General features: G+C 72.9%; 17 protein-coding genes. 6 read left to right on the top strand and 11 right to left on the bottom strand.

Going from position 1 to position 18,356, the window contains the following annotated elements:
• Positions 1 to 318 precede the first annotated feature (318 nt).
• Complete coding sequence (locus tag RV983_RS24345; protein ID WP_475987851.1) at positions 319 to 2,097, bottom strand: SpoIIE family protein phosphatase; 1,779 nt, start codon at positions 2,095 to 2,097, stop codon at positions 319 to 321.
• Positions 2,098 to 2,336: 239 nt separating this feature from the next.
• Between RV983_RS24345 and RV983_RS24340 the strand changes: the two genes are divergently transcribed.
• Complete coding sequence (locus RV983_RS24340; protein WP_475987850.1) at positions 2,337 to 3,827, top strand: response regulator; 1,491 nt, start codon at positions 2,337 to 2,339, stop codon at positions 3,825 to 3,827.
• Positions 3,828 to 3,849: 22 nt separating this feature from the next.
• Here RV983_RS24340 and RV983_RS24335 read toward each other — a convergent pair whose 3' ends face one another.
• The 3 genes from RV983_RS24335 to lepA form a co-directional block, all read right to left on the bottom strand.
• A complete protein-coding gene (locus RV983_RS24335) occupies positions 3,850 to 5,739 on the bottom strand; it encodes an AMP-dependent synthetase/ligase (protein WP_475987849.1) in 1,890 nt (629 codons plus the stop codon).
• A 282-nt stretch (positions 5,740 to 6,021) separates the two neighbouring features.
• Positions 6,022 to 6,282: a hypothetical protein gene (locus tag RV983_RS24330; protein WP_384290736.1), complete on the bottom strand. Its 261-nt coding sequence runs from the start codon at positions 6,280 to 6,282 to the stop codon at positions 6,022 to 6,024.
• 212 nt (positions 6,283 to 6,494) lie between these two features.
• On the bottom strand, positions 6,495 to 8,360 hold the full coding sequence (gene lepA / locus RV983_RS24325) for a translation elongation factor 4 (protein ID WP_475987848.1): 1,866 nt from the start codon (positions 8,358 to 8,360) through the stop codon (positions 6,495 to 6,497).
• Positions 8,361 to 8,607: 247 nt separating this feature from the next.
• On the opposite strand from lepA, the gene rpsT reads away from it, so the two are divergent.
• Positions 8,608 to 8,874, top strand: a complete 267-nt coding sequence (rpsT, locus tag RV983_RS24320) for a 30S ribosomal protein S20 (protein ID WP_475987847.1) — start codon at positions 8,608 to 8,610, stop codon at positions 8,872 to 8,874.
• Between the two features lie 216 nt (positions 8,875 to 9,090).
• On the opposite strand, the gene holA is transcribed toward rpsT, so the two are convergent.
• Positions 9,091 to 10,074 carry a DNA polymerase III subunit delta gene (holA, locus tag RV983_RS24315; protein WP_475987846.1) on the bottom strand — a complete coding sequence of 328 codons (984 nt, stop codon included), beginning with the start codon at positions 10,072 to 10,074 and terminating at the stop codon, positions 9,091 to 9,093.
• Between the two features lie 40 nt (positions 10,075 to 10,114).
• Between holA and RV983_RS24310 the strand changes: the two genes are divergently transcribed.
• The gene (locus tag RV983_RS24310) at positions 10,115 to 10,363 is read left to right on the top strand and encodes a hypothetical protein (RefSeq protein WP_475987845.1); all 249 of its coding nucleotides are present in this window, start codon (positions 10,115 to 10,117) and stop codon (positions 10,361 to 10,363) included.
• 28 nt (positions 10,364 to 10,391) lie between these two features.
• Here the strand turns inward: RV983_RS24310 and RV983_RS24305 are convergent, their stop codons facing one another.
• On the bottom strand, positions 10,392 to 10,667 hold the full coding sequence (locus tag RV983_RS24305) for a GlsB/YeaQ/YmgE family stress response membrane protein (RefSeq protein ID WP_475987844.1): 276 nt from the start codon (positions 10,665 to 10,667) through the stop codon (positions 10,392 to 10,394).
• 576 nt (positions 10,668 to 11,243) lie between these two features.
• Here RV983_RS24305 and RV983_RS24300 point away from each other — a divergent pair.
• Positions 11,244 to 11,492: a DUF2293 domain-containing protein gene (locus RV983_RS24300; protein ID WP_475987843.1), complete on the top strand. Its 249-nt coding sequence runs from the start codon at positions 11,244 to 11,246 to the stop codon at positions 11,490 to 11,492.
• 31 nt (positions 11,493 to 11,523) lie between these two features.
• The gene (locus RV983_RS24295) at positions 11,524 to 11,922 is read left to right on the top strand and encodes a RidA family protein (RefSeq protein WP_475987842.1); all 399 of its coding nucleotides are present in this window, start codon (positions 11,524 to 11,526) and stop codon (positions 11,920 to 11,922) included.
• Here the strand turns inward: RV983_RS24295 and RV983_RS24290 are convergent.
• On the bottom strand, positions 11,897 to 12,709 hold the full coding sequence (locus RV983_RS24290; RefSeq protein WP_475987841.1) for an arylamine N-acetyltransferase family protein: 813 nt from the start codon (positions 12,707 to 12,709) through the stop codon (positions 11,897 to 11,899). The genes RV983_RS24295 and RV983_RS24290 overlap by 26 nt on opposite strands.
• Positions 12,710 to 12,867: 158 nt before the next feature.
• Between RV983_RS24290 and RV983_RS24285 the strand changes: the two genes are divergently transcribed.
• Positions 12,868 to 13,065: a hypothetical protein gene (locus RV983_RS24285; RefSeq protein ID WP_475987840.1), complete on the top strand. Its 198-nt coding sequence runs from the start codon at positions 12,868 to 12,870 to the stop codon at positions 13,063 to 13,065.
• Positions 13,066 to 13,127: 62 nt separating this feature from the next.
• Here the strand turns inward: RV983_RS24285 and RV983_RS24280 are convergent, their stop codons facing one another.
• From RV983_RS24280 to RV983_RS24265, 4 genes are all read right to left on the bottom strand, one after another.
• On the bottom strand, positions 13,128 to 15,611 hold the full coding sequence (locus RV983_RS24280; protein WP_475987839.1) for a ComEC/Rec2 family competence protein: 2,484 nt from the start codon (positions 15,609 to 15,611) through the stop codon (positions 13,128 to 13,130).
• Complete coding sequence (locus RV983_RS24275; RefSeq protein WP_475987838.1) at positions 15,608 to 16,225, bottom strand: ComEA family DNA-binding protein; 618 nt, start codon at positions 16,223 to 16,225, stop codon at positions 15,608 to 15,610. The genes RV983_RS24280 and RV983_RS24275 overlap by 4 nt, the downstream gene beginning before the upstream one ends.
• 522 nt (positions 16,226 to 16,747) lie before the next feature.
• Entirely contained in the window at positions 16,748 to 17,593 is an 846-nt protein-coding gene (locus tag RV983_RS24270) for a DegV family protein (protein WP_475987837.1), read from the bottom strand.
• A 114-nt stretch (positions 17,594 to 17,707) separates the two neighbouring features.
• Positions 17,708 to 18,316 carry a hypothetical protein gene (locus RV983_RS24265; RefSeq protein ID WP_475987836.1) on the bottom strand — a complete coding sequence of 203 codons (609 nt, stop codon included), beginning with the start codon at positions 18,314 to 18,316 and terminating at the stop codon, positions 17,708 to 17,710.
• Positions 18,317 to 18,356: the final 40 nt, after the last annotated feature.

The raw sequence follows: 18,356 nt of genomic DNA, 5'->3' as shown, positions 1-18,356 counted from the left end.
ATATGCGGAACATCCACCCTCTCCCAGCCTCCGGCCGGGGTGCCCCCGACTCCCCCGCCGCACCCCCGTAAGAAGGCGGTCCGGGGTTGCCGAAAGTGCCCGACCGAACCCCCACCGGCCGTCAGGGCGCCAGCCCGGAGGGGGTGTGGCGGGGTGCCCCCGCTGGGGGCACCTCCCAGCGGTAGCTGGGGGAGCGGCGAGCGGCGACCGCGGTATCGATGCCGAATGACGCAGGCGCAGACCGCGAGCGCCGAGGAGGCACCCCGGGAGGGAGGGCGGGGAAAAAACCCACCGCAACCACAACGGCGCCTCGGACGACTACTGGGCCCGAAGGACGAGCAGCGCGAGATCGTCATCCGGTGGAGCCGCGTCGTAGACGTGCACCGCTTTGCGGATTCGTTCCGCGACCCCCGCCGCCCCGAGCCCCGCGCACCCCGCGAGGACCGCCGCGAGGCCGTCGTCGTCGTCGAACTGCCGGTTGCCGCTGCGCCGCTCCGTGACGCCGTCGGTGACGCACAGGAGCGTGTCCCCGGGGGCGAGACGGAACGATTCGCTGCGGTAGTGCGCGTCGTCCGTGATGCCCAGCAGTATCTGCGGGGCGGCCGCGGCGCGGACCGTGCCCGCCCCGGTCAGGACGAGCGGCAGCGGGTGGCCGGCGCTGGCGAGGGTGCACAGGACGCCGCCGCCATCGCCGGGCACGATCTCGCCGTACAGCAGGGACAGAAAGCGCGGGCCTGCCTCCCAGCCGGGGCCGAGGCCGTCGCCGAGGGTGGCCGCGGCGGCCTCGTCGGCGAGGGCGCGGTTGAGGCGGTCGAGGACTTCGGCGACGCCGTGGCCCTCCCGGGCGAGGAGCCGCATCACGGGCCGGGCGAGCCCGGTGACGGCCGCGGCCTCGGGTCCGTTGCCCTGGACGTCGCCGAGGGCGAAGCACCAGCGGCCGCCGCCGGCGGGGAAGATGTCGTAGAAGTCGCCGCCGACGACGTCGGCGCGGGTGGGCTCGTAGACGACGGCCGTCTCGACGCCCGGGACCGTGCCGAGCCCGGCGGGCAGCAGCCCGCGCTGCAGGACGCGGCTGATCATGGCCTGCCGGGCGTACTGCCGGGCCGTGCCGATCGCGAGGGCCACGCGGCGGGCGAAGTCCTCGATGAGCCCGATGACCTCGTCGGGCATGCGCATAAGGCCGGTCCTGCCGAGCAGCAGCGTGCCGTGGCAGCGTCCGCCGGCGACGAGCGGACAGGCGAGGGCGGCGCCCATCGCCTCGCTCCCGTCGGCGCCGGCCGGCCAGGGCCAGGGGACGGCGCCGGAGCGGCCGTGGGGCGGCTGCGGGGGCGGGTCCTTCTCCAGGACCATGCGCAGCCCGTCGATGCGGTTCTCGGCGGCGTGCCAGACGCGGGCGAGCCGCGGTCCGTAGGTCCCGGGGCCGTCGGCGCCGAGCCAGACCGCGCACCAGTCGGCGAGCCGGGGCACCAGCAGCTGTCCGGCCAGCGCGGCGACCATGTCCTCGTCGAGCTGCCCGGCGAGGAGGTCGGACGCCTCGGCGAGGAAGGACAGGGAACCGCGGCTGATCCAGTCGCCGTCGGACCGGCGGGCGGCCTGGCGCGGCAGCGGTGCCAGGATCTCGGCGGCGCGCAGCCCGCACGGCACCGCTCGCTCGCCCTCGACAGGCGGGGCGTGGTGCTCCTCGGCGTCGTGCGCGGCGTCGAGCCGGCACCAGATGGTCTTGAGGTCGCGCCGGTAGGTGATGCCCCACGCCTCGGAGAGCGCCGCGACGAGCTGGAGGCCGCGTCCGCCGTCGCGGCCCTCGCGTTCCAGTTCGGCCCGGTCGCGCACGACGCGCGCGGGGTGGTGGTCGGACACCTCCACCACGAGCCCGTCCTGCTCGAGCCGGCAGAGCAGTTCGACCGTCGTCCCGGCGTGGATGACCGCGTTCGTGACGAGTTCGCTGACCACCAGGACCGCGTCGGCGGTCAGGCGCTCGTCGGGGCCGGGTTCCCCCGTCGTCCAGGCGCCCAGGGCGGCGCGGACGAACTTGCGGGCGGCGGAGGCGGCGAGCTGGTTGCCGGGCAGGCTGGTACGGGAAACGAAATCCCGTGGCATGGAATCTGGCCCCACTGTGCGGCTCCCGAGCAGATCCGGCATTGCGCCCTTGAGGGCAGGGCCAGCGTGACAGACTGAGCACGCTCATAAGCGCCGAGTCACCGAAGTAGGCCGTCGTGGCTCTTAAATCGGCTGTTCCCGCCCCGAATACCGCTACTCCTGCGCGTCCGCGTGTCGCTGATCCGCCACCGGGCGAGGAGTGGATACGGGCGGCTGAACTCCGGCCGCTGCTGGCGGCGATGCGGTCGCTGTGCGAGGGGGACCTCCGGGCACGGGTCGACGAGCAGCGGGACGGACTGCAGGCCGAGCTCGCCGGAACGTTCAACCGGATCGTCTCCCGGGAGCGGCACTTCTCCTCCGAACTGGCCCGGGTCCGGCGGGAGGTGGTCCGTCAGGGCAGGCTGGACGAGCGGCTCGCGGACAGTCCCGGCCAGGGCTCATGGGCGATGAGCGTGCAGGCGGCGAACGACCTGATCGACGCCCTGGTCATCCCGGCGGTGAACGCGACCCGGGTACTGGACGCGGTGGCGGGCGGCGACCTGACCCGGCGGGTGGACCTGCACGACGGCAGCCGTCCGCTGCGGGGCGATCTGCGGCGGCTGGGCCGGGCGGTCAACCGCATGGTGGACCAACTGTCACTGTTCACCGGCGAGGTGACGCGCGTCGCCCGCGAGGTCGGCACCGAGGGGCGGCTCGGCGGACGGGCCAAGGTGCAGGGGTTGTCCGGCAGTTGGCGGGACGTGACCGAGGCGGTCAATGCCATGGCCGCCCGGCTGACCGCCCAGGTCCGTGACATCGCACTGGTGACGACGGCGGTGGCGCGCGGCGACCTGACGCGTCAGGTGACGGTCGAGGCCACCGGCGAGCTGCTGGAACTCAAGCTGACCGTCAACACGATGGTGGACCAGCTGTCGGCGTTCGCCGACGAGGTGACACGGGTGGCCCGCGAGGTCGGCACCGAGGGGAACCTCGGCGGTCAGGCGCAGGTCCGCGGCGTCTCCGGCGTCTGGAAGGACCTCACCGACAACGTCAACTTCATGGCGTCCAACCTGACCTCGCAGGTCCGCAACATCGCCCAGGTGACGACGGCGGTCGCCGACGGGGACCTGTCGGCGGCCCGGCCGGTGACGCGCGGCACCGCCGGCACGGTCACCAGCACGGGCAAGGCCGGCATCCTCCTGGTCGACGACATGGAGGACAATCTGCTCGCGCTGGAGGCCGTCCTCGGCTCGCTCAGCCGGCCGATGGTCCGCGCCCGTTCCGGGGAGGAGGCGATGAAGGCGCTGCTGCGCCAGGAGTTCGCCGTGGTCCTGCTGGACGTCCTCATGCCGGGCATGGACGGCTTCGAGACCGCCGCGAACATCAAGCGCCTCGACCAGACCAAGGACATCCCGATCATCTTCCTGACCGGGAACGACCTCGACACCACCTTCGCCTTCCGCGGCTATGCCACGGGCGCGGCGGACTACCTGACCAAGCCCTTCGACCCGTGGGTGCTGCGGGCCAAGGTCTCCGTCTTCCTCGAACTCCACCGCACCACGCGGGAACTGCGGGATCTGCCGGCCCGCGACCGGGAGCGGCTGGACGCCATCGAGGAACGCCTCGCGGCCGTCGAGCGGCATCTCGCCGCCGACGGCCGTGCCGACGTGGCCGAACTGGCGCTGCGCGTGGCGGGGCTGGAGCGCGCCGTCCACGGGGTGGATGTGCCGGACCCGCGCCGGGGCGACTGACCCGGCGCGGGCCGCGCGATACTCAGGACTCGCGGGTGCCGGAGTACATGTCCTCGATCAGGTCCTTGAACTCCCGCTCCACGACCGGCCGCTTGAGCTTCAGGCTCGGCGTCAGGTCGCCGTGCTCCACGTCGAGGTCGCGGGGCAGCACGCGGAAGGACTTGATCTGCTGCCAGCGCTGCAGGTCGTCGTTGACGCGCCGCACATAGCCGTCGATCAGCTCGCGCACCTGGTCCGAGGCGACGACCTCCGCGTACGGCCTGCCCTCCAGGCCGTTCTCCGCGGCCCAGCCGAGGATGGTGGGCTCGTCGAGGGCGATGAGGGCGGTGCAGAAGTTGCGGGCCGCGCCGATCACCAGGACGTTGCTGATGAACGGGCACGCGGCCTTGAACTGGCCCTCCACGGCGGCCGGCGCGATGTACTTGCCGTTGGAGTTCTTGATGATGTCCTTTTTGCGGTCGGTGATGGTGAGGAAGCCGTCCGCGGACAGTTCGCCGATGTCGCCGGTGTGGAACCAGCCGTCGGACTCCAGCACCTCGGCGGTCTTCTCCGGCAGGCCGTGGTAGCCCTGCATGATGCCGGGGCCGCGGAGCAGGATCTCGCCGTCCTCGGCGATCCGCACCTCGGTGCCGGGCAGCGGCTTGCCGACGGTGCCGGTGCGGTAGGCCTCGCCCGGGTTGACGAAGCTGGCCGCGCTGGACTCGGTCAGGCCGTAGCCCTCCAGGATGTGGATGCCGGCGCCGGCGAAGAAGTAACCGATCTCCGGGGCCAGGGCCGCGGAGCCGGAGACGCAGGCGCGCAGCTTGCCGCCGAAGGCCTCGCGGAGCTTTCCGTACACCAGGCGGTCGGCGACGGCGTGCTGCGCGGACAGCGCGAAGGGCGCACTGGCCGTGCCGGTGCGGCGGCGGTTGTCCTGGGTGACCTTGGCGTACTCGCGGGCGACCTCCGCGGCCCACTGGAAGATCTTGTACTTAGCCCCGCCGCCGGCCCGGGCCTTGGCGGCCACGCCGTTGTAAACCTTCTCGAAGATCCGGGGGACGGCGGCCATGTAGGTGGGCTGGACCACCGGCAGGTTCTCGATGATCTTGTCGACCCGGCCGTCCACGGCGGTCACATGGCCGATGGTGATGTGACCGGCGGTGAGCACCTTGCCGAAGACGTGCGCCAGCGGCAGCCAGAGGTACTGCACGTCCGACGCCTCCAACAGGCCGTTGGCCTGGATGGCGCGGGCCATGTACGCCCAGCAGTCGTGCGGCAGGCGGACGCCCTTGGGACGGCCGGTGGTGCCGGAGGTGTAGATGAGGGTGGCCAGCTGGTCCTTGGTGATCGCGCCCATGGCCTCGCGGACCGCCTCGGGGTGCTTCTCCAGGTAGAGCGCGCCGCGCTTCTCCAGGTCGGCCAGCGAGATCACCCATCCGTCGTCATCGGCGACGGCGTCGGTGTTGATGCCCTCGGCGTCGATGACCACGACGTGGCTCAGCTCGGGCAGCTCCGCGCGCCGCTCGGCGGCCTTGGCCAGCTGGGCGGCGTTCTCGGCGATCAGCACACGACTGCCGGAGTCGGCGAGGATGAAGGCCGTCTCGTCGGCGTTGGTGCTGGGGTAGACCGTGGTGGTCGCGGCGCCCGCGCACAGCACGCCCAGGTCGGCCAGGATCCATTCGACCCGGGTGGCGGAGGCGATGGCCACCCGCTCCTCAGGGCGTACACCGAGGTCCATGAGACCGGCCGCGATGGCGAAGACCCTGGTCGCGGCCTCCTGCCAGCTGAGCGACCGCCAGGAGTCCGGGCCGCCGCCCGCCGAGAGCACCGGGAAGCGGTACGCCTCGGCGTCGGGCGTGGCCTCGACGCGCTCCAGGAACAGGTTCGCCACCGAAGGCGGCCGGTTCTCGATCAAAGTCTGCGTGTCGGTCACGACAACCTCCGGGGCCCGCCACATTGCTGGGTGACTCGCGAGTAACCCGCGATTGGTGATCAGGGTAGGCAATCCGCGCCCGGTTTGTAAGGGGCCGCGGTCACCGCGTTGCAACGGTGACGGGTGAGATAGGTGACATATACATCTAGTTTTGCCCGCATGTACGCCGCGCGGACCCCACGGGCCGCGGACGCAAACGGCGGGCTCACCCGGAATCCGGGGAGCCCGCCTCCCGCCGTCACGCCGGCCACCCTCCGGCGACACCGCGGAGCACAGGGGTGATCAGCCGCCGATGGGCAGGCCGCCGATCATGCCGGTGGTGCCGCCCGACTTGCCGACCCCGCCCAGCAGTTCGCCCGTCTTCCCGGTGACTGCCTTCAGGCCGGTCCTTGCGACCTCGTCCTTGGCGTCCAGGATCTTCATCGGGCCCTTCCCGAGCGGGAGGGAGCCGTCACCGGCGAAGGCGGGGGACGCGGCGGCACCGGCGGCGCCCAGCGCGATCACGGAACCTGCGACGACGGCCGCGGCCTTCGAGTACTTCACGACACATTCCCCTTCCACGGCGACGACTTTCGCCTCCGTCACCATGGGTAACGCCCGCGAACACCCCCGGAAACCGCACGTGAGCGGCTTTTTCCCCAATCACCCGAATGCCGCACCGCTCATACGAAAGGGCGCCTGTCCGGTCATCGGACAAACGCCCCTCGTATGCGGTGAGTCGGGCGGCGGACCGCCCATCCCGCCCCCGCCGGCGGCTACTTCTTCTTGGCCGCGCTCTCGTCGCTGGACAGCACCGCGATGAAGGCATCCTGCGGCACCTCCACGGAACCGACCATCTTCATCCGCTTCTTGCCTTCCTTCTGCTTCTCCAGCAGCTTCCGCTTACGGGAGATGTCACCGCCGTAGCACTTGGCGAGGACGTCCTTGCGGATGGCGCGGATGGTCTCGCGAGCGATGACCCGGGAGCCGATGGCGGCCTGGATGGGCACCTCGAAGGCCTGCCGCGGGATGAGCTCGCGCAGCTTGGCGACGAGCCGCACCCCGTACGCGTACGCCGCGTCCTTGTGCGTGATCGCCGAGAAGGCGTCCACCTTGTCGCCGTGCAGCAGGATGTCGACCTTGACCAGGCTGGACGTCTGCTCGCCGGTGGGCTCGTAGTCCAGGGAGGCGTACCCGCGGGTCTTGGACTTCAGCTGGTCGAAGAAGTCGAAGACGATCTCGGCGAGCGGCAGGGTGTAGCGGATCTCCACCCGGTCCTCGGAGAGGTAGTCCATGCCGAGCAGCGTGCCGCGCCGGGTCTGGCACAGCTCCATGATCGAGCCGATGAACTCGGTGGGCGCCAAAATCGTGGCCCGTACCACCGGCTCGTACACCTCGGAGATCTTGCCCTCGGGGAACTCGCTGGGGTTGGTGACGATGTGCTCGGCGCCGTCCTCCATCACCACGCGGTAGACCACGTTGGGGGCGGTGGCGATCAGGTCGAGGCCGAACTCGCGCTCCAGGCGCTCGCGGATCACGTCCAGGTGGAGCAGGCCGAGGAAGCCGACGCGGAAACCGAAGCCGAGGGCGGCGGAGGTCTCCGGCTCGTAGACCAGCGCGGCGTCGTTGAGCTGGAGCTTGTCCAGCGCGTCGCGCAGCTCCGGGTAGTCCGAGCCGTCCAGCGGGTACAGGCCCGAGAACACCATGGGCTTGGGGTCCTTGTAGCCGCCCAGGGCCTCGGTGGCACCCTTGGACTGCTGGGTGATCGTGTCACCGACCTTGGACTGGCGGACGTCCTTCACACCGGTGATCAGATAGCCCACCTCGCCGACACCGAGGCCGTCGGCCGGCAGCATCTCGGGCGAGTTGGTGCCGATCTCCAGCAACTCGTGGGTGGCGCCGGTGGACATCATCTTGATGCGCTCGCGCTTGCCGAGGTGGCCGTCGACGACCCTGACATAGGTGACGACACCGCGATAGGAGTCGTAGACCGAGTCGAAGATCATCGCGCGGGCGGGCGCGTCCGCGTCGCCGACCGGGGCCGGGACCCTCTCCACGACGCGGTCGAGCAGCGCCTCGACGCCGAGGCCGGTCTTGGCCGAGACCCTCAGCACGTCGGAGGGGTCGCAGCCGATGAGGTTGGCCAGTTCCTCGGAGAACTTCTCGGGCTGCGCGGCCGGCAGGTCGATCTTGTTCAGCACCGGGACGATGGCGAGGTCGTTCTCCATCGCCAGGTAGAGGTTGGCCAGTGTCTGCGCCTCGATGCCCTGGGCGGCGTCGACCAGCAGGACCGTACCCTCGCAGGCCGCGAGCGACCGGGAGACCTCGTAGGTGAAGTCCACGTGCCCCGGGGTGTCGATCATGTTCAGGATGTGGGTCTTCCCCTCACCGGCGCCCGCGGTGGGCGCCCAGGGCAGACGGACGGCCTGGGACTTGATCGTGATGCCGCGCTCGCGCTCGATGTCCATCCGGTCGAGATATTGGGCGCGCATCTGCCGCTGATCCACCACACCGGTGAGCTGGAGCATCCGGTCGGCAAGCGTCGACTTGCCGTGGTCGATGTGCGCGATGATGCAGAAATTGCGGATCAGCGCCGGGTCGGTACGGCTCGGCGCCGGCACGTTCGAAGGGGTCGCGGGCACGCAGGGTCCTGTCTCTTGAGGCGCCTGTCGCCTCTGGTCGGATCGATACGTATGACTCCCATAGTCCCATGAGCAGGGCCCGGGACCGTGCCGGGCGGCCCGGACGGACCCGTGCGCGGGGCCGGAACCGGGTCCCGGAGCGCCGGTTTGGGCGCTGCAGCGGCCGACTGCTAACCTGGGCAGTCGCGCTTCGTGCCCTCTACCCGAGGCGCGAACCCCATCAGATCACACCTGAGAAGGCTCTTTCGTGGCGAACATCAAGTCCCAGATCAAGCGCAACAAGACCAACGAGAAGGCGCGCCTGCGCAACAAGGCCGTCAAGTCCGAGCTCAAGACCGCCATCCGCCGCACCCGTGAGGCCGTGGCCGCCGGTGACGTCGAGAAGGCCACCGAGGCCGCGCGCCTCGCCGGCAAGAAGCTCGACAAGGCCGTGAGCAAGGGCGTCATCCACAAGAACCAGGCCGCCAACAAGAAGTCCGCGATGGCCGTCAAGGTCGCCGCGCTCCAGGCCTGAGCCTTCTCGTCAGCAGCACCCAGCGGTACACAGCAGTACCCAGCAGCACCCCGCCGGTGACGGGCACAGCGGTCCCTCTCACCCGCTCCACCGCCGGCAACCCTGGTTTTCCGGCCGCACGCGGCCTGCGTTCGCCACGCGGGTGCGGTCCTTGAAGGGCCTCGTACCTCCCCGGTACGGGGCCCTTCGGCGTGTCCCGCGGGGGCGGCAGGTGGATCAGCGGGCGCGTGAGGCGCGCCCGATGGACACGACGGCCTTCTCCAGGGCGTAGGCCGGGTCGGCGCCGCCGCCCTTGACCGCGGCGTCGGCCTCGGCGACCGCGCGCAGCGCCGTGGAGACGCCGTCCCCGGACCAGCCGCGCATCTGCTGGCGCACCCGGTCGATCTTCCACGGCGGCATGCCCAGCTCACGGGCGAGATCCGCCGGCCGGGCATTGCGCGGGGCGGAGGCGAGCTTGCCGATGGCCCGGACGCCGGACGCCAGCGCGAAGGTGATACCCGGCAGTGGCTGGCCGACCGCGATGGCCCAGCGCAGCCGTTCCAGCGCCTCGGCCGTACGGCCGGTGACCGCCAGGTCCGCGACCTCAAAGCCGGTGGCCTCGGCGCGACCGGTGTAGTAGCGGGCGACGACGGCCGTGTCGATCGCGCCCTCCACGTCGGCGGCGAGCTGGGTGCAGGCGCTCGCCAGCTCACGCAGATCGCTGCCCAGGGCGTCCACGAGCGCCTGACAGGCCTCGGGAGTCGCGGACCGGCCCAGTGTGCGGAACTCCCCGCGCACGAAGGCCAGCCGGTCGGCCGGCTTGGTCATCTTCGGGCACGCGACCTCGCGGGCCCCCGCCTTGCGGGCCGCGTCCAGCAGGCCCTTGCCCTTGGCGCCGCCCGCGTGCAGCAGGACGAGGGTGATCTCCTCGACGGGGGCCCCCAGGTAGGCCTTCACGTCCTTGATCGTGTCCGCCGACAGGTCCTGCGCGTTGCGGACGACCACGACCTTGCGCTCCGCGAACAGCGACGGGCTGGTCAACTCCGCGAGGGTGCCCGGCTGCACCGCGTCGGGGGTGAGATCGCGCACATCGGTGTCGGCGTCTGCCGCCCGCGCGGCGAGCACGACCTCCCGCACCGCACGGTCGAGAAGCAGGTCCTCCTGCCCCACAGCGATCGTGACGGGGGCGAGCGGACTGTCTGTCGTACTGTTCCTGGGCATCGCCGTCCAGCATCCCACGCGGGTCCGACACAATGTCCCGGTGAATGACGTCAGACATGTCCTCGTACTGCCCGACCGCGACTCCGCGGAGGACGCCGCCGACGAAGCCTCCGAGCGCTTCGACCTTTCCGCCCGACCCCAGATCGTCCGCGACGCCCTCGCAGGAGAGGACGACGCCGAGGACGCCCAATGGCTCGTCGTCGTCAACGACGAGGACGGTGAACTGGATCCCGCCGCGCTGAACACGCTGGCGGAGGAGTTCGAGGGCTGGCTGGAGGAAGAGGAGTAGTCCTGGAGCAGTGCGCGGCGGCTCCCGCTCAGCGGGACCGGGAGCGGGAGTCGCCGAACAGGACGCGGTAGATGATCAGCAGCACCAGGGCGCCGCCGATCGCGGCTCCCCAGGTGGGCAGGTCGTAGAAGTCCTTGGTAATGGGGTGGTGCAGGAACTTCGCCGAGATCCAGCCGCCGACGACGGCGCCCGCGATGCCGATGAGCGTCGTTCCGATCAGGCCGCCCGGGTCCCTGCCGGGCAGCAGTATCTTGGCAATTGCGCCTGCCAGCAGGCCCAGCACGATCCAGCCGATGATGGTCATGGAGTCAACCTGCCACGCCTCCGCGCCCCTCATGCCTGCTGATACGCACCCATGGGCATCCCGTGACACGGCGGTTGCACTTCTCGGACCGACCGGCTTCGCGCACTGGTGCGGTGGACACGGCGCGACGCGGCGGCACCGCCGAGATCCTGGTCGGCAAACCCCTCAGGCGGCGCCGGTGTTCGGCGTGCCAGCAGGGACCGCCCGCGTACCACGTCCTGGAGGCGGGGCGCCCGTTGTGTCTGCCGTGCGCCGATCTCGGCCACCTCGTCCTCCTCGGCCACCTCGCCCTCCTCCCCCGCGGCGACACGGCGTTGACCCGGCGGGCCCAGGCAGCCGTCCCGGTCTCGGCCGTCGCCATCCGGCTCAACCGGCGCCGCAACCGCTGGGAGCGCCAGGGGCTGTTCGTCGACTCCGCCGCCCTCGCGCGAGCCGAGCGGCAGTGTCTCGCCGACGCCGCCGCGCGAACCGCCCGCCGGTCCCGCGATGCGCGTCGCCCCGAGGCCGACGCCGCCCGCGTCACCGGCGTCCTCACCGCCGAGGTCCTGCGCCTGTCCCCGTCCTGCCCGCCCTCGCGTGCCGCCGCCCTCGCCACGCACGCCACCCGGCGGGGCAGCGGCCGCATGGGCCGTACCGCCGCGAGTCGCGGGCCCCACGCTGGACGAGGGGGCCGTCACCGCCGCCGTCCGCGCGTCCGTACGCCACGGCGACAGCGGCCACGACGCCCTGCGGGCCTCCGGCGTCCTACGCCGGGAGGCCCGGCAGCGGATCGCGGCCGAGGCGGACGGGGTGCTCGCGGCCCGGCGCACGCCGAAAACCGGGTGACACGCACCCCGAGCCCCCGCAGGCTGCCGGAATGACCCACCACGCGATCGTCCCGTCCCTCTTCCCACCGCCCGACTACGCCCACGCCGCCGTTGTCGAGGCCGGCGCCCGCCTCGCCTTCATGGCCGGCTCCGTACCCCTCGACGCCGACGGCCGCCTCGTCGGCCCCGGCGACCCCGTCGCGCAGACCCACCAGGTCCTCGCGAACCTCGGCGAGGCCCTCCACGCGGTCGGCAGCGGCCTCCCCCACGTCGTCGCCACCACCGTGTACGTGGTCGCCCACGACCCCGCCGACCTCGCCCGCGTCTGGGACGTCGTCCGGGCCAGCGGCCTCACCGAGGGCCCCCACACCTCCACCCTGCTCGGTGTGGCCTGCCTCGGCTACACAGGGCAGTTGGTGGAGATCACGGCGACGGCAGTGGTTCCGTGAGCCCGAGCGGGCCGCGCAGCCGCGGGACGCGGTCGAGCGCCAGGCCGAAGCCGTCCCGGTAGGCCTCCAGGACCTCGGTGTCCGTGTCGAGGGGGACCTCGTGGCGCGTGCCGTCGGGGGCGGTGGTGATGAGGGTACGGCCGGCCAGGCTGAGGCGGCCGCCGTCGTCGGTGAGGCGTGAGCAGACCAGGGACCGGGTGAAGTGGGAGCGGGGGGACGTCTGCTGGTACCAGGAGCCGACCTCGAAGTCGGCGAGGTCGCGGGGGCGCGGGTCGAGGCGGTAGGCCGGGGTTCCGTCGTGGAAGACGTCGAGGTCGCCGCGGGGGGCGGGGCTGATGCGGAAGACGCCGCCGGGGTCGGACTGGTCGGTGTCCAAGGTGAGGAGGAGGGGGAGGTGGGCGTGGCGGCCGAAACCGACGTCGGCGAGGAGGACCGCCCCGTCGGCGGTGCGGACGCGCAGGGCGAGGTGGTCGAAGGGGATGCCGAGTCCGTCGGGGCCGATGGAGCGGCAGGCAAGGAGGTCGACCTCGTAGCCGAGGGTGGTCAGGAGCGCGGCGAACGCGCCGTTGAGTTCGTAGCAGTAGCCGCCGCGCCGGGCTGTGACGATCTTGTCGTGCAGGGCGTCGGGGTCGAGGGTGACGGGCTCGCCGAGGTGGAGGGAGAGGTTCTCGAACGGGACGGCCACCAGGTGACGCAGATGGAGTTCGCGCAGCGCTTCGGCGTCGGGGCGGGCGGGGCGCGAGGCGCCGATGCGGCGGAGGTAGGCGTCGGCCTGGGATGCGTGCATGGCGTCAGCTTGGCGAGACAGCGTCACGAACACCAGAGTCCGCGAGGCGGCCGGTCTGGGGTCAACGGAAAGCGCAGCGTGGTGATTTCGCACTGACGGGGCCGGGAAACGCATTCAATTGCCTGCGGCACAGTGGTTTTACGTTGGAGTGAGGGGTGTTGAGCTACGGATTTCGCTCTCTGAAGACGGCCGTACTGGCCTACGTGCTGGCCCAGCAGACCACGCAGGATCTGGTGATCACGGGCGCGATCGTGGCGGCCTCGCTCGCCTACTGGTGGTTCCACCTGCGGCCGCGGCAGAGCACCCGCTGGGTGATCTCCGTGCCGGAGGAGGAACTGGGCCTCGACACGGCCTGAGGCCGCCGTACATCGCCGTCCGCCACGCGCTCCGGGCCAGGGGACGGGCGGTGCGCCACCGGTCACGGCGAATGTCCCATGGGGGCGGCGCGGAGGTGGCCGGTATCGCCGAGGACGGCGATGGGGCCATCGGTGTCGGTGCGCAGGACGGTGGTGCCCTGGGCCCGCAGGGCTTTGATCGTGCGCGGTGAGGGGTGGCCGTAGGGGTTGTCGCTGCCGCAGCTGATGAGGGCGAGCCGGGGCCGCAGACGCGCGAGCAGGGCGGGGTCCTGGTAGGCCGAGCCGTGATGGGCGACTTTCAGCACGTCGATGCGGCCCAGGTCGGGCACGGCGGTGAGCAGTGCCCGCTGGGCGTCGGGTTCGAGGTCGCCGAGCAGGAGCACGGTGAGCCCGGCGACGCGTACAAGGAGGGTGACGCTGGCGTCGTTCGGATTGGCGTCGTCGGTGACGGGGAGGGCGGCGGGCGTGGGCGGGGGCCACAGCACACGCCAGTCGAGCGGGCCGAGGCGCCGGTGCTCTCCCGTGACGGCGCGGATCACGGGGACGCGGGCCGCGGCCGCCTGGGCCCGCACGAAGGCCGCCTGGTCCGCGGGCTCGTCGAGAGTGGTCGTCTCGACGGCGCCCACGGCGCGTCCGCGCAGGACTCCGGGCAGGCCGTCGACGTGGTCGGCGTGGAAGTGGGTCAGGACGAGCAGCGGGACGGCCCGGATGCGCAGCGACCGCAGGCAGCGGTCGACGAGCCGGGGTTCGGGGCCGGTGTCGACGACCACTGCGGTGCCCTGTCCGCCCGCCGAGAGCACCAAGGCGTCGCCCTGACCGACGTCGCAGGCGACCATGCGCCAGTCGGGCGGCGGCCATCCCGTCACGGCCCGGGGCAGCGGGACGGGCCGGACGACGGCCAGCGCGATCAGCAGCACGGCGGCCGCGCACAGCCAGGGCCGGCGCAGCAGACGGCGGCCCGCGGCGACGACGATCGCCACAACCGCCGCGAGCAGGACAGCGCCCGACCAGGTGCCGGGCCAGTCCACAGTGGCGCCGGGGAGGGCGGCACCGTGCCGGGCGACGGCGGCGATCCAGCCGGTGGGCAGTCCGGCCAGCCACGCCAGGGCCTTGGCGACGGGCATGACCTGCGGCGCGGCAGCGAGCGCGGCGAAGCCGAGCACGGTGGCGGGACCGACGGCGAGTTCGGCCAGCAGGTTGCACGGGACCGCGACGAGGCTGACATGGGCGGCGAGCACGGCGATCAGCGGCGCACAGACGGCCTGGGCGGCTGCGGAGGCCGCCAGGACCTCGGCAAGGCGGCGCGGGACCCGTCGCCGGCACAGGGCCTCGCTCCACCGCGGGGCGAGGGTCAGCAGGGCACCGGTGGCCAGTACGGACAGGGCGAAGCCGTACGAGCGGGCGAGCCAGGGGTCGTAGAGGAGGAGCAGCAGGACGGCCGCGCACAGGGCCGGCAGGAGTGAGCGGCGCCGACCGGTGCCGATGGCCAGCAGGGTGATCAGACCGCAGACCGCCGCGCGCAGCACGCTGGGGTCCGGGCGGCACACCACGACGAACGCGATGGTGAGCAGACCGCCGAGTACCGCGGTGGCGTGCAGCGGGAGGGCCAGTCGCGGGGCCAGGCCCCGGCGTTCGGCGCGCAGCGCGATGCCGGGCGGCCCGATGAGCAGGACCAGGACGAGGGAGAGGTTCGACCCGCTCACGGCGGTGAGGTGGGTCAGGTCGGTGGCTTCGAAGGCGTCGTGCAGCTCCGGGCCGATCCGCGTGGTGTCACCCACCACGAGACCGGGCAGCAGGGCGCGGGCGTCCGGCGCGAGATCCTCGGAGGCGGCGCGCAGGCCCGCGCGGAGGCCGCCGGCGAAGCGCTGGACGGCCGATGGCGGGCCGACGGCGCGCGGTGGACCGCGTACGGACAGCACCGCGGCGACTCGGTCGCCCGGGTGGGCCGGCGGGGCCAGCCGGGCTTCCACGACGAGCCGTGTCGAGGGGAGCAACGACAGCCAGGGGGCGACCGGTTGCCGGGCGACGAGCAGGACGGGCGTGCGCACGGCCGTCGTCCTGCCGCGCGCGGTGACGCGTACCGCCTCGGCCTCGAGCAGCACGGCGGCCGGCGCGCGGGCCGCGCCGCGCACATGGGGCCGGATCGTGCGGGGGTCCGCGGTGAGGGCGATCTCGACGCGGGCGTGGGCGTGTTGGGCGGCCAGGCCGGGCAGTGGGCCCCGGTGGAGGTCGGCGGCGTGCAGGGCCGCGACGGCGGCAGAGGCAGTGGCGCAGAGCAGCGCGGCCGCCACTGCCGTGACCGTGGCCACTGGCAGACTCCGCCGCAGCAGGCGGGGCGCCAGGAGCATGCCCGACCCCGCGAGGGCGCCGGCGGCACAGACCCCGGTCATCACTCCCCCGGGTGCGGCGAGCGCGACCCCCGCGGCGAGCCACGCGGCGAGTGCTGGGACCAGCAACCGCAGGTCCGCCGGGCCCTCTTGGCGCGGATGGGACGCGCCCCGGGGCGAGGCCGCGTCCGCGTGCACCGCGGGACGGCGGGTGCTCACGGCGTGACCAGCGGTTTGAGGTCGGCGAAGCGGCGGTCCCCGATGCCGTTGACGTCCCGGAGCTGGTCGACGGAGGTGAAGCCGCCGTGCTGGGCGCGGTACTCCAGGATGTGCCGTGCCAGCACCGGGCCGACACCGGGGAGGGTGTCCAGCTGATCGGCGGTGGCGCCGTTCAGACTCACGGCGGCGGGCGGGGCGGGCGCGCCGCCCGGTGCCGCGAGAGCGGGCATGCCGGGCGCGCCGGGGCGGCCGACGAGGATCTGCTCACCGTCGGCCAGCCTGCGGGCGAGGTTCAGGGCGCTGGTGTCCGCTCCGGGCAGCGCTCCCCCGGCCGCCTCCAGCGCGTCCGCGACCCGCGACCCGGTCGGCAGCCGCCGCAGGCCCGGGCGCCGCACCTTGCCCGCGACATCGACGACCAGGGCTGCCCGCGGGCCCGGCTCGGGGCGCGGGGTGCGGGAGCCGGTGGGCGCGGGAGCGGGCGCGGCCGCGGGGAACGTGGCGACGGCCGGGGGCACCGCGACGGTCCGCGGCCTGCCCGTCCAGAAGTGGTGCGCCGCGAATCCGATCGAGACGACCAGCACGACGGCCAGCGCGGCCGCGGTCTTCGGCTCCATCCCGCACCGCAGGGAGAACCACACAGGCAGTCGATCGGTCAGGGCGAGACGCCAGGCCGCACCGCGCCGTCCCTCCGCTCCCGGCGGACCGTGCCGGGCAGCCGCCTCCCGCGGTGGCGCACCGCCTCCCCTGACGGCATCGGGCGCACGGGACCCCCCACCCGTATCCACATGTGCGTCAGCGTCAGCGGAAGCACCCCGCGACGCGGGTCCGTTCAGTACGGCGGGCGGGTGCCCTGGCGGCGGGTCGAAGAGCGCGGTGGCGCGGTCGCGGACGGAGGCTGCGCGGTCGCGGGCGGACGCTGCGTGAACGTGCCGGTGACGGCGGCTGGTTGCGGTGATCGGTCCCATGTCCGCGACGGTAGTTTCCGCGCCGCCCCAGAGATGATCTTGCTCAATTCCTGTGGACAACCACGCCGTTGTGGATAACTCCGTCACCCGGAGGTGTCACTCACGGGGACATGGGGCGCCAGGAAGCGTCCGCGCGCCTCCCCTTCAGCCCCCCTCGCCGGCCTCACCCCTTCACACGGGCGAGACCACCGCCCCCAGCAACCCCGGACCCGTGTGGGCCCCGATCACCGCGCCGACCTCGCTGAGGACGAGGGTGCGCAGGGCGGGGAGCCGGTTGCGGAGGCGCTCCGCGAGCCCGGAGGCCCGGTCGGCGGCAGCGAGATGGTGCACGGCGATGTCGACGGGCCGGGAGCCGGCGCGTTCGACGACGATCTCCTCCAGGCGGGTGAGTGCCCTGGACGCCGTCCGCACCTTCTCCATCAGCTGGATCCGGCCCTCGTCCAGTTGCAGCAGCGGCTTCACCGCGAGTGCCGAGCCCAGCAGTGCCTGGGCGGCCCCGATGCGGCCACCGCGCCGCAGGTAGTCCAGGGTGTCGACGTAGAAGTACGCCGACGTGTCCGACGCGCGCTTCTCCGCCGCGGCGACGATCTCGTCGGAGCTGCCGCCCGACTCCGCGGCCTCGGCGGCGCTGAGGACGGGGAAGCCGAGGGCCATCGCGACCATCGCGGTGTCCACCACCCGCACCGGCACCGGCGCGCTCCCCGCCGCGAGGCGGGCGGCGTCGTACGTCCCGGAGAACTCGGCGGACAGATGGAGGGAGACGATCTCGGTGGCGCCGGCCTCCGCCGCCGCACGATAGGCGGCGGCGAACTCCTCAGGGCTGGGCCGGGACGTGGTGACGGGCTTGCGGCGCAGCAGGGCGCGGGCGACGGCGGGGGCCGAGACCTCGGTACCTTCTTCCAGCGCTTCGTCGCCGATGACCACCGCCAGTGGGACCACGGTGATCCGGTGCCGGGTCAGGGCCTCCTGCGGCAGGTAGGCCGTGGAATCGGTGACGATAGCGACATGGGACGACATGTGCGGGAGGTTACCCGCGCCGAAGGCCCGGCAACAGTACGGCCCCGCTGAGGTGAACGCGAGTGTGGATCCCGGCGCACGCGGGCCGAGCCGCCCTGCCCGGCGCGTCCGCGCTCACAGCGCCTTCGGCGGACGCTCCGCGGACGCGGAGGCCCCGGGGCCCGGCTCGGGCAGGCTCGCGGGCGCCCAGTGCCGCAGGGCACCCGCCTCCAGGTCGATGTCGCGCCCCAGCGCAGCGAGGTCGTCGTCGGCGAAACGCCGGGCGCGGTCCTGGGCGGCCCAGCGCAGCGAGTCGGCGGAGTGGGTGATGCGGCGGGTGCGCTCCTCCAGTTCGCCCAGGCGCGCGGAGATGCGGGCGCGGTCGGGCTCGCGCTCCAGGAGCTTCAGTTCGGCGTCGAGCTCGGTGGCGTGTCCGCGCAGCCGCCGGAAGAGCGCCACGGCCTCGCTGAGCCCGGTGTCGTCCGCGGCCCGCGCCTCCAGTGCCTGCCCGGTGCTGGTGACCGAGGTGCGCAGCGCGAGGCGGAGTTCGGCGAGCTTCCCTGCGGGGCCGGGCTGGGTGTAGCGCCGGGCCTTGAGTCCGGTCTCCTCCACGACGCGCCGGGCCTCGACGCTCGTACGCTCCACACCGCGACGTACCGCCCGGGCCGTCCTGACCGTGGCGACGATGCCGAGGGCGAGGAAGGAGGCGAAGAGCAGCAGGATCAGGGCGACGGCGACATCCACGGCGGCTCCTTTGCCCGGTCGGCCCGATCTGCTCGATCGG

This window comes from Streptomyces sp. RLA123, assembly GCF_056270165.1.
Note: the sequence above shows the minus strand (reverse complement) of the source record. Positions and strands in the feature narration are given on the sequence as shown.

Coding starts and splice junctions, on each gene's coding strand:
- RV983_RS24305 (WP_475987844.1), bottom strand. CDS start 10,667: ATGACCATCATCGGCTGGATCGTGCTGGGCCTGCTGGCAGGCGCAATT.
- holA (WP_475987846.1), bottom strand. CDS start 10,074: ATGCCCAGGAACAGTACGACAGACAGTCCGCTCGCCCCCGTCACGATC.
- RV983_RS24290 (WP_475987841.1), bottom strand. CDS start 12,709: ATGCACGCATCCCAGGCCGACGCCTACCTCCGCCGCATCGGCGCCTCG.
- RV983_RS24275 (WP_475987838.1), bottom strand. CDS start 16,225: ATGGAGCCGAAGACCGCGGCCGCGCTGGCCGTCGTGCTGGTCGTCTCG.
- RV983_RS24340 (WP_475987850.1), top strand. CDS start 2,337: ATGCGGTCGCTGTGCGAGGGGGACCTCCGGGCACGGGTCGACGAGCAG.
- RV983_RS24295 (WP_475987842.1), top strand. CDS start 11,524: ATGACCCACCACGCGATCGTCCCGTCCCTCTTCCCACCGCCCGACTAC.
- RV983_RS24270 (WP_475987837.1), bottom strand. CDS start 17,593: ATGTCGTCCCATGTCGCTATCGTCACCGATTCCACGGCCTACCTGCCG.
- RV983_RS24345 (WP_475987851.1), bottom strand. CDS start 2,097: ATGCCACGGGATTTCGTTTCCCGTACCAGCCTGCCCGGCAACCAGCTC.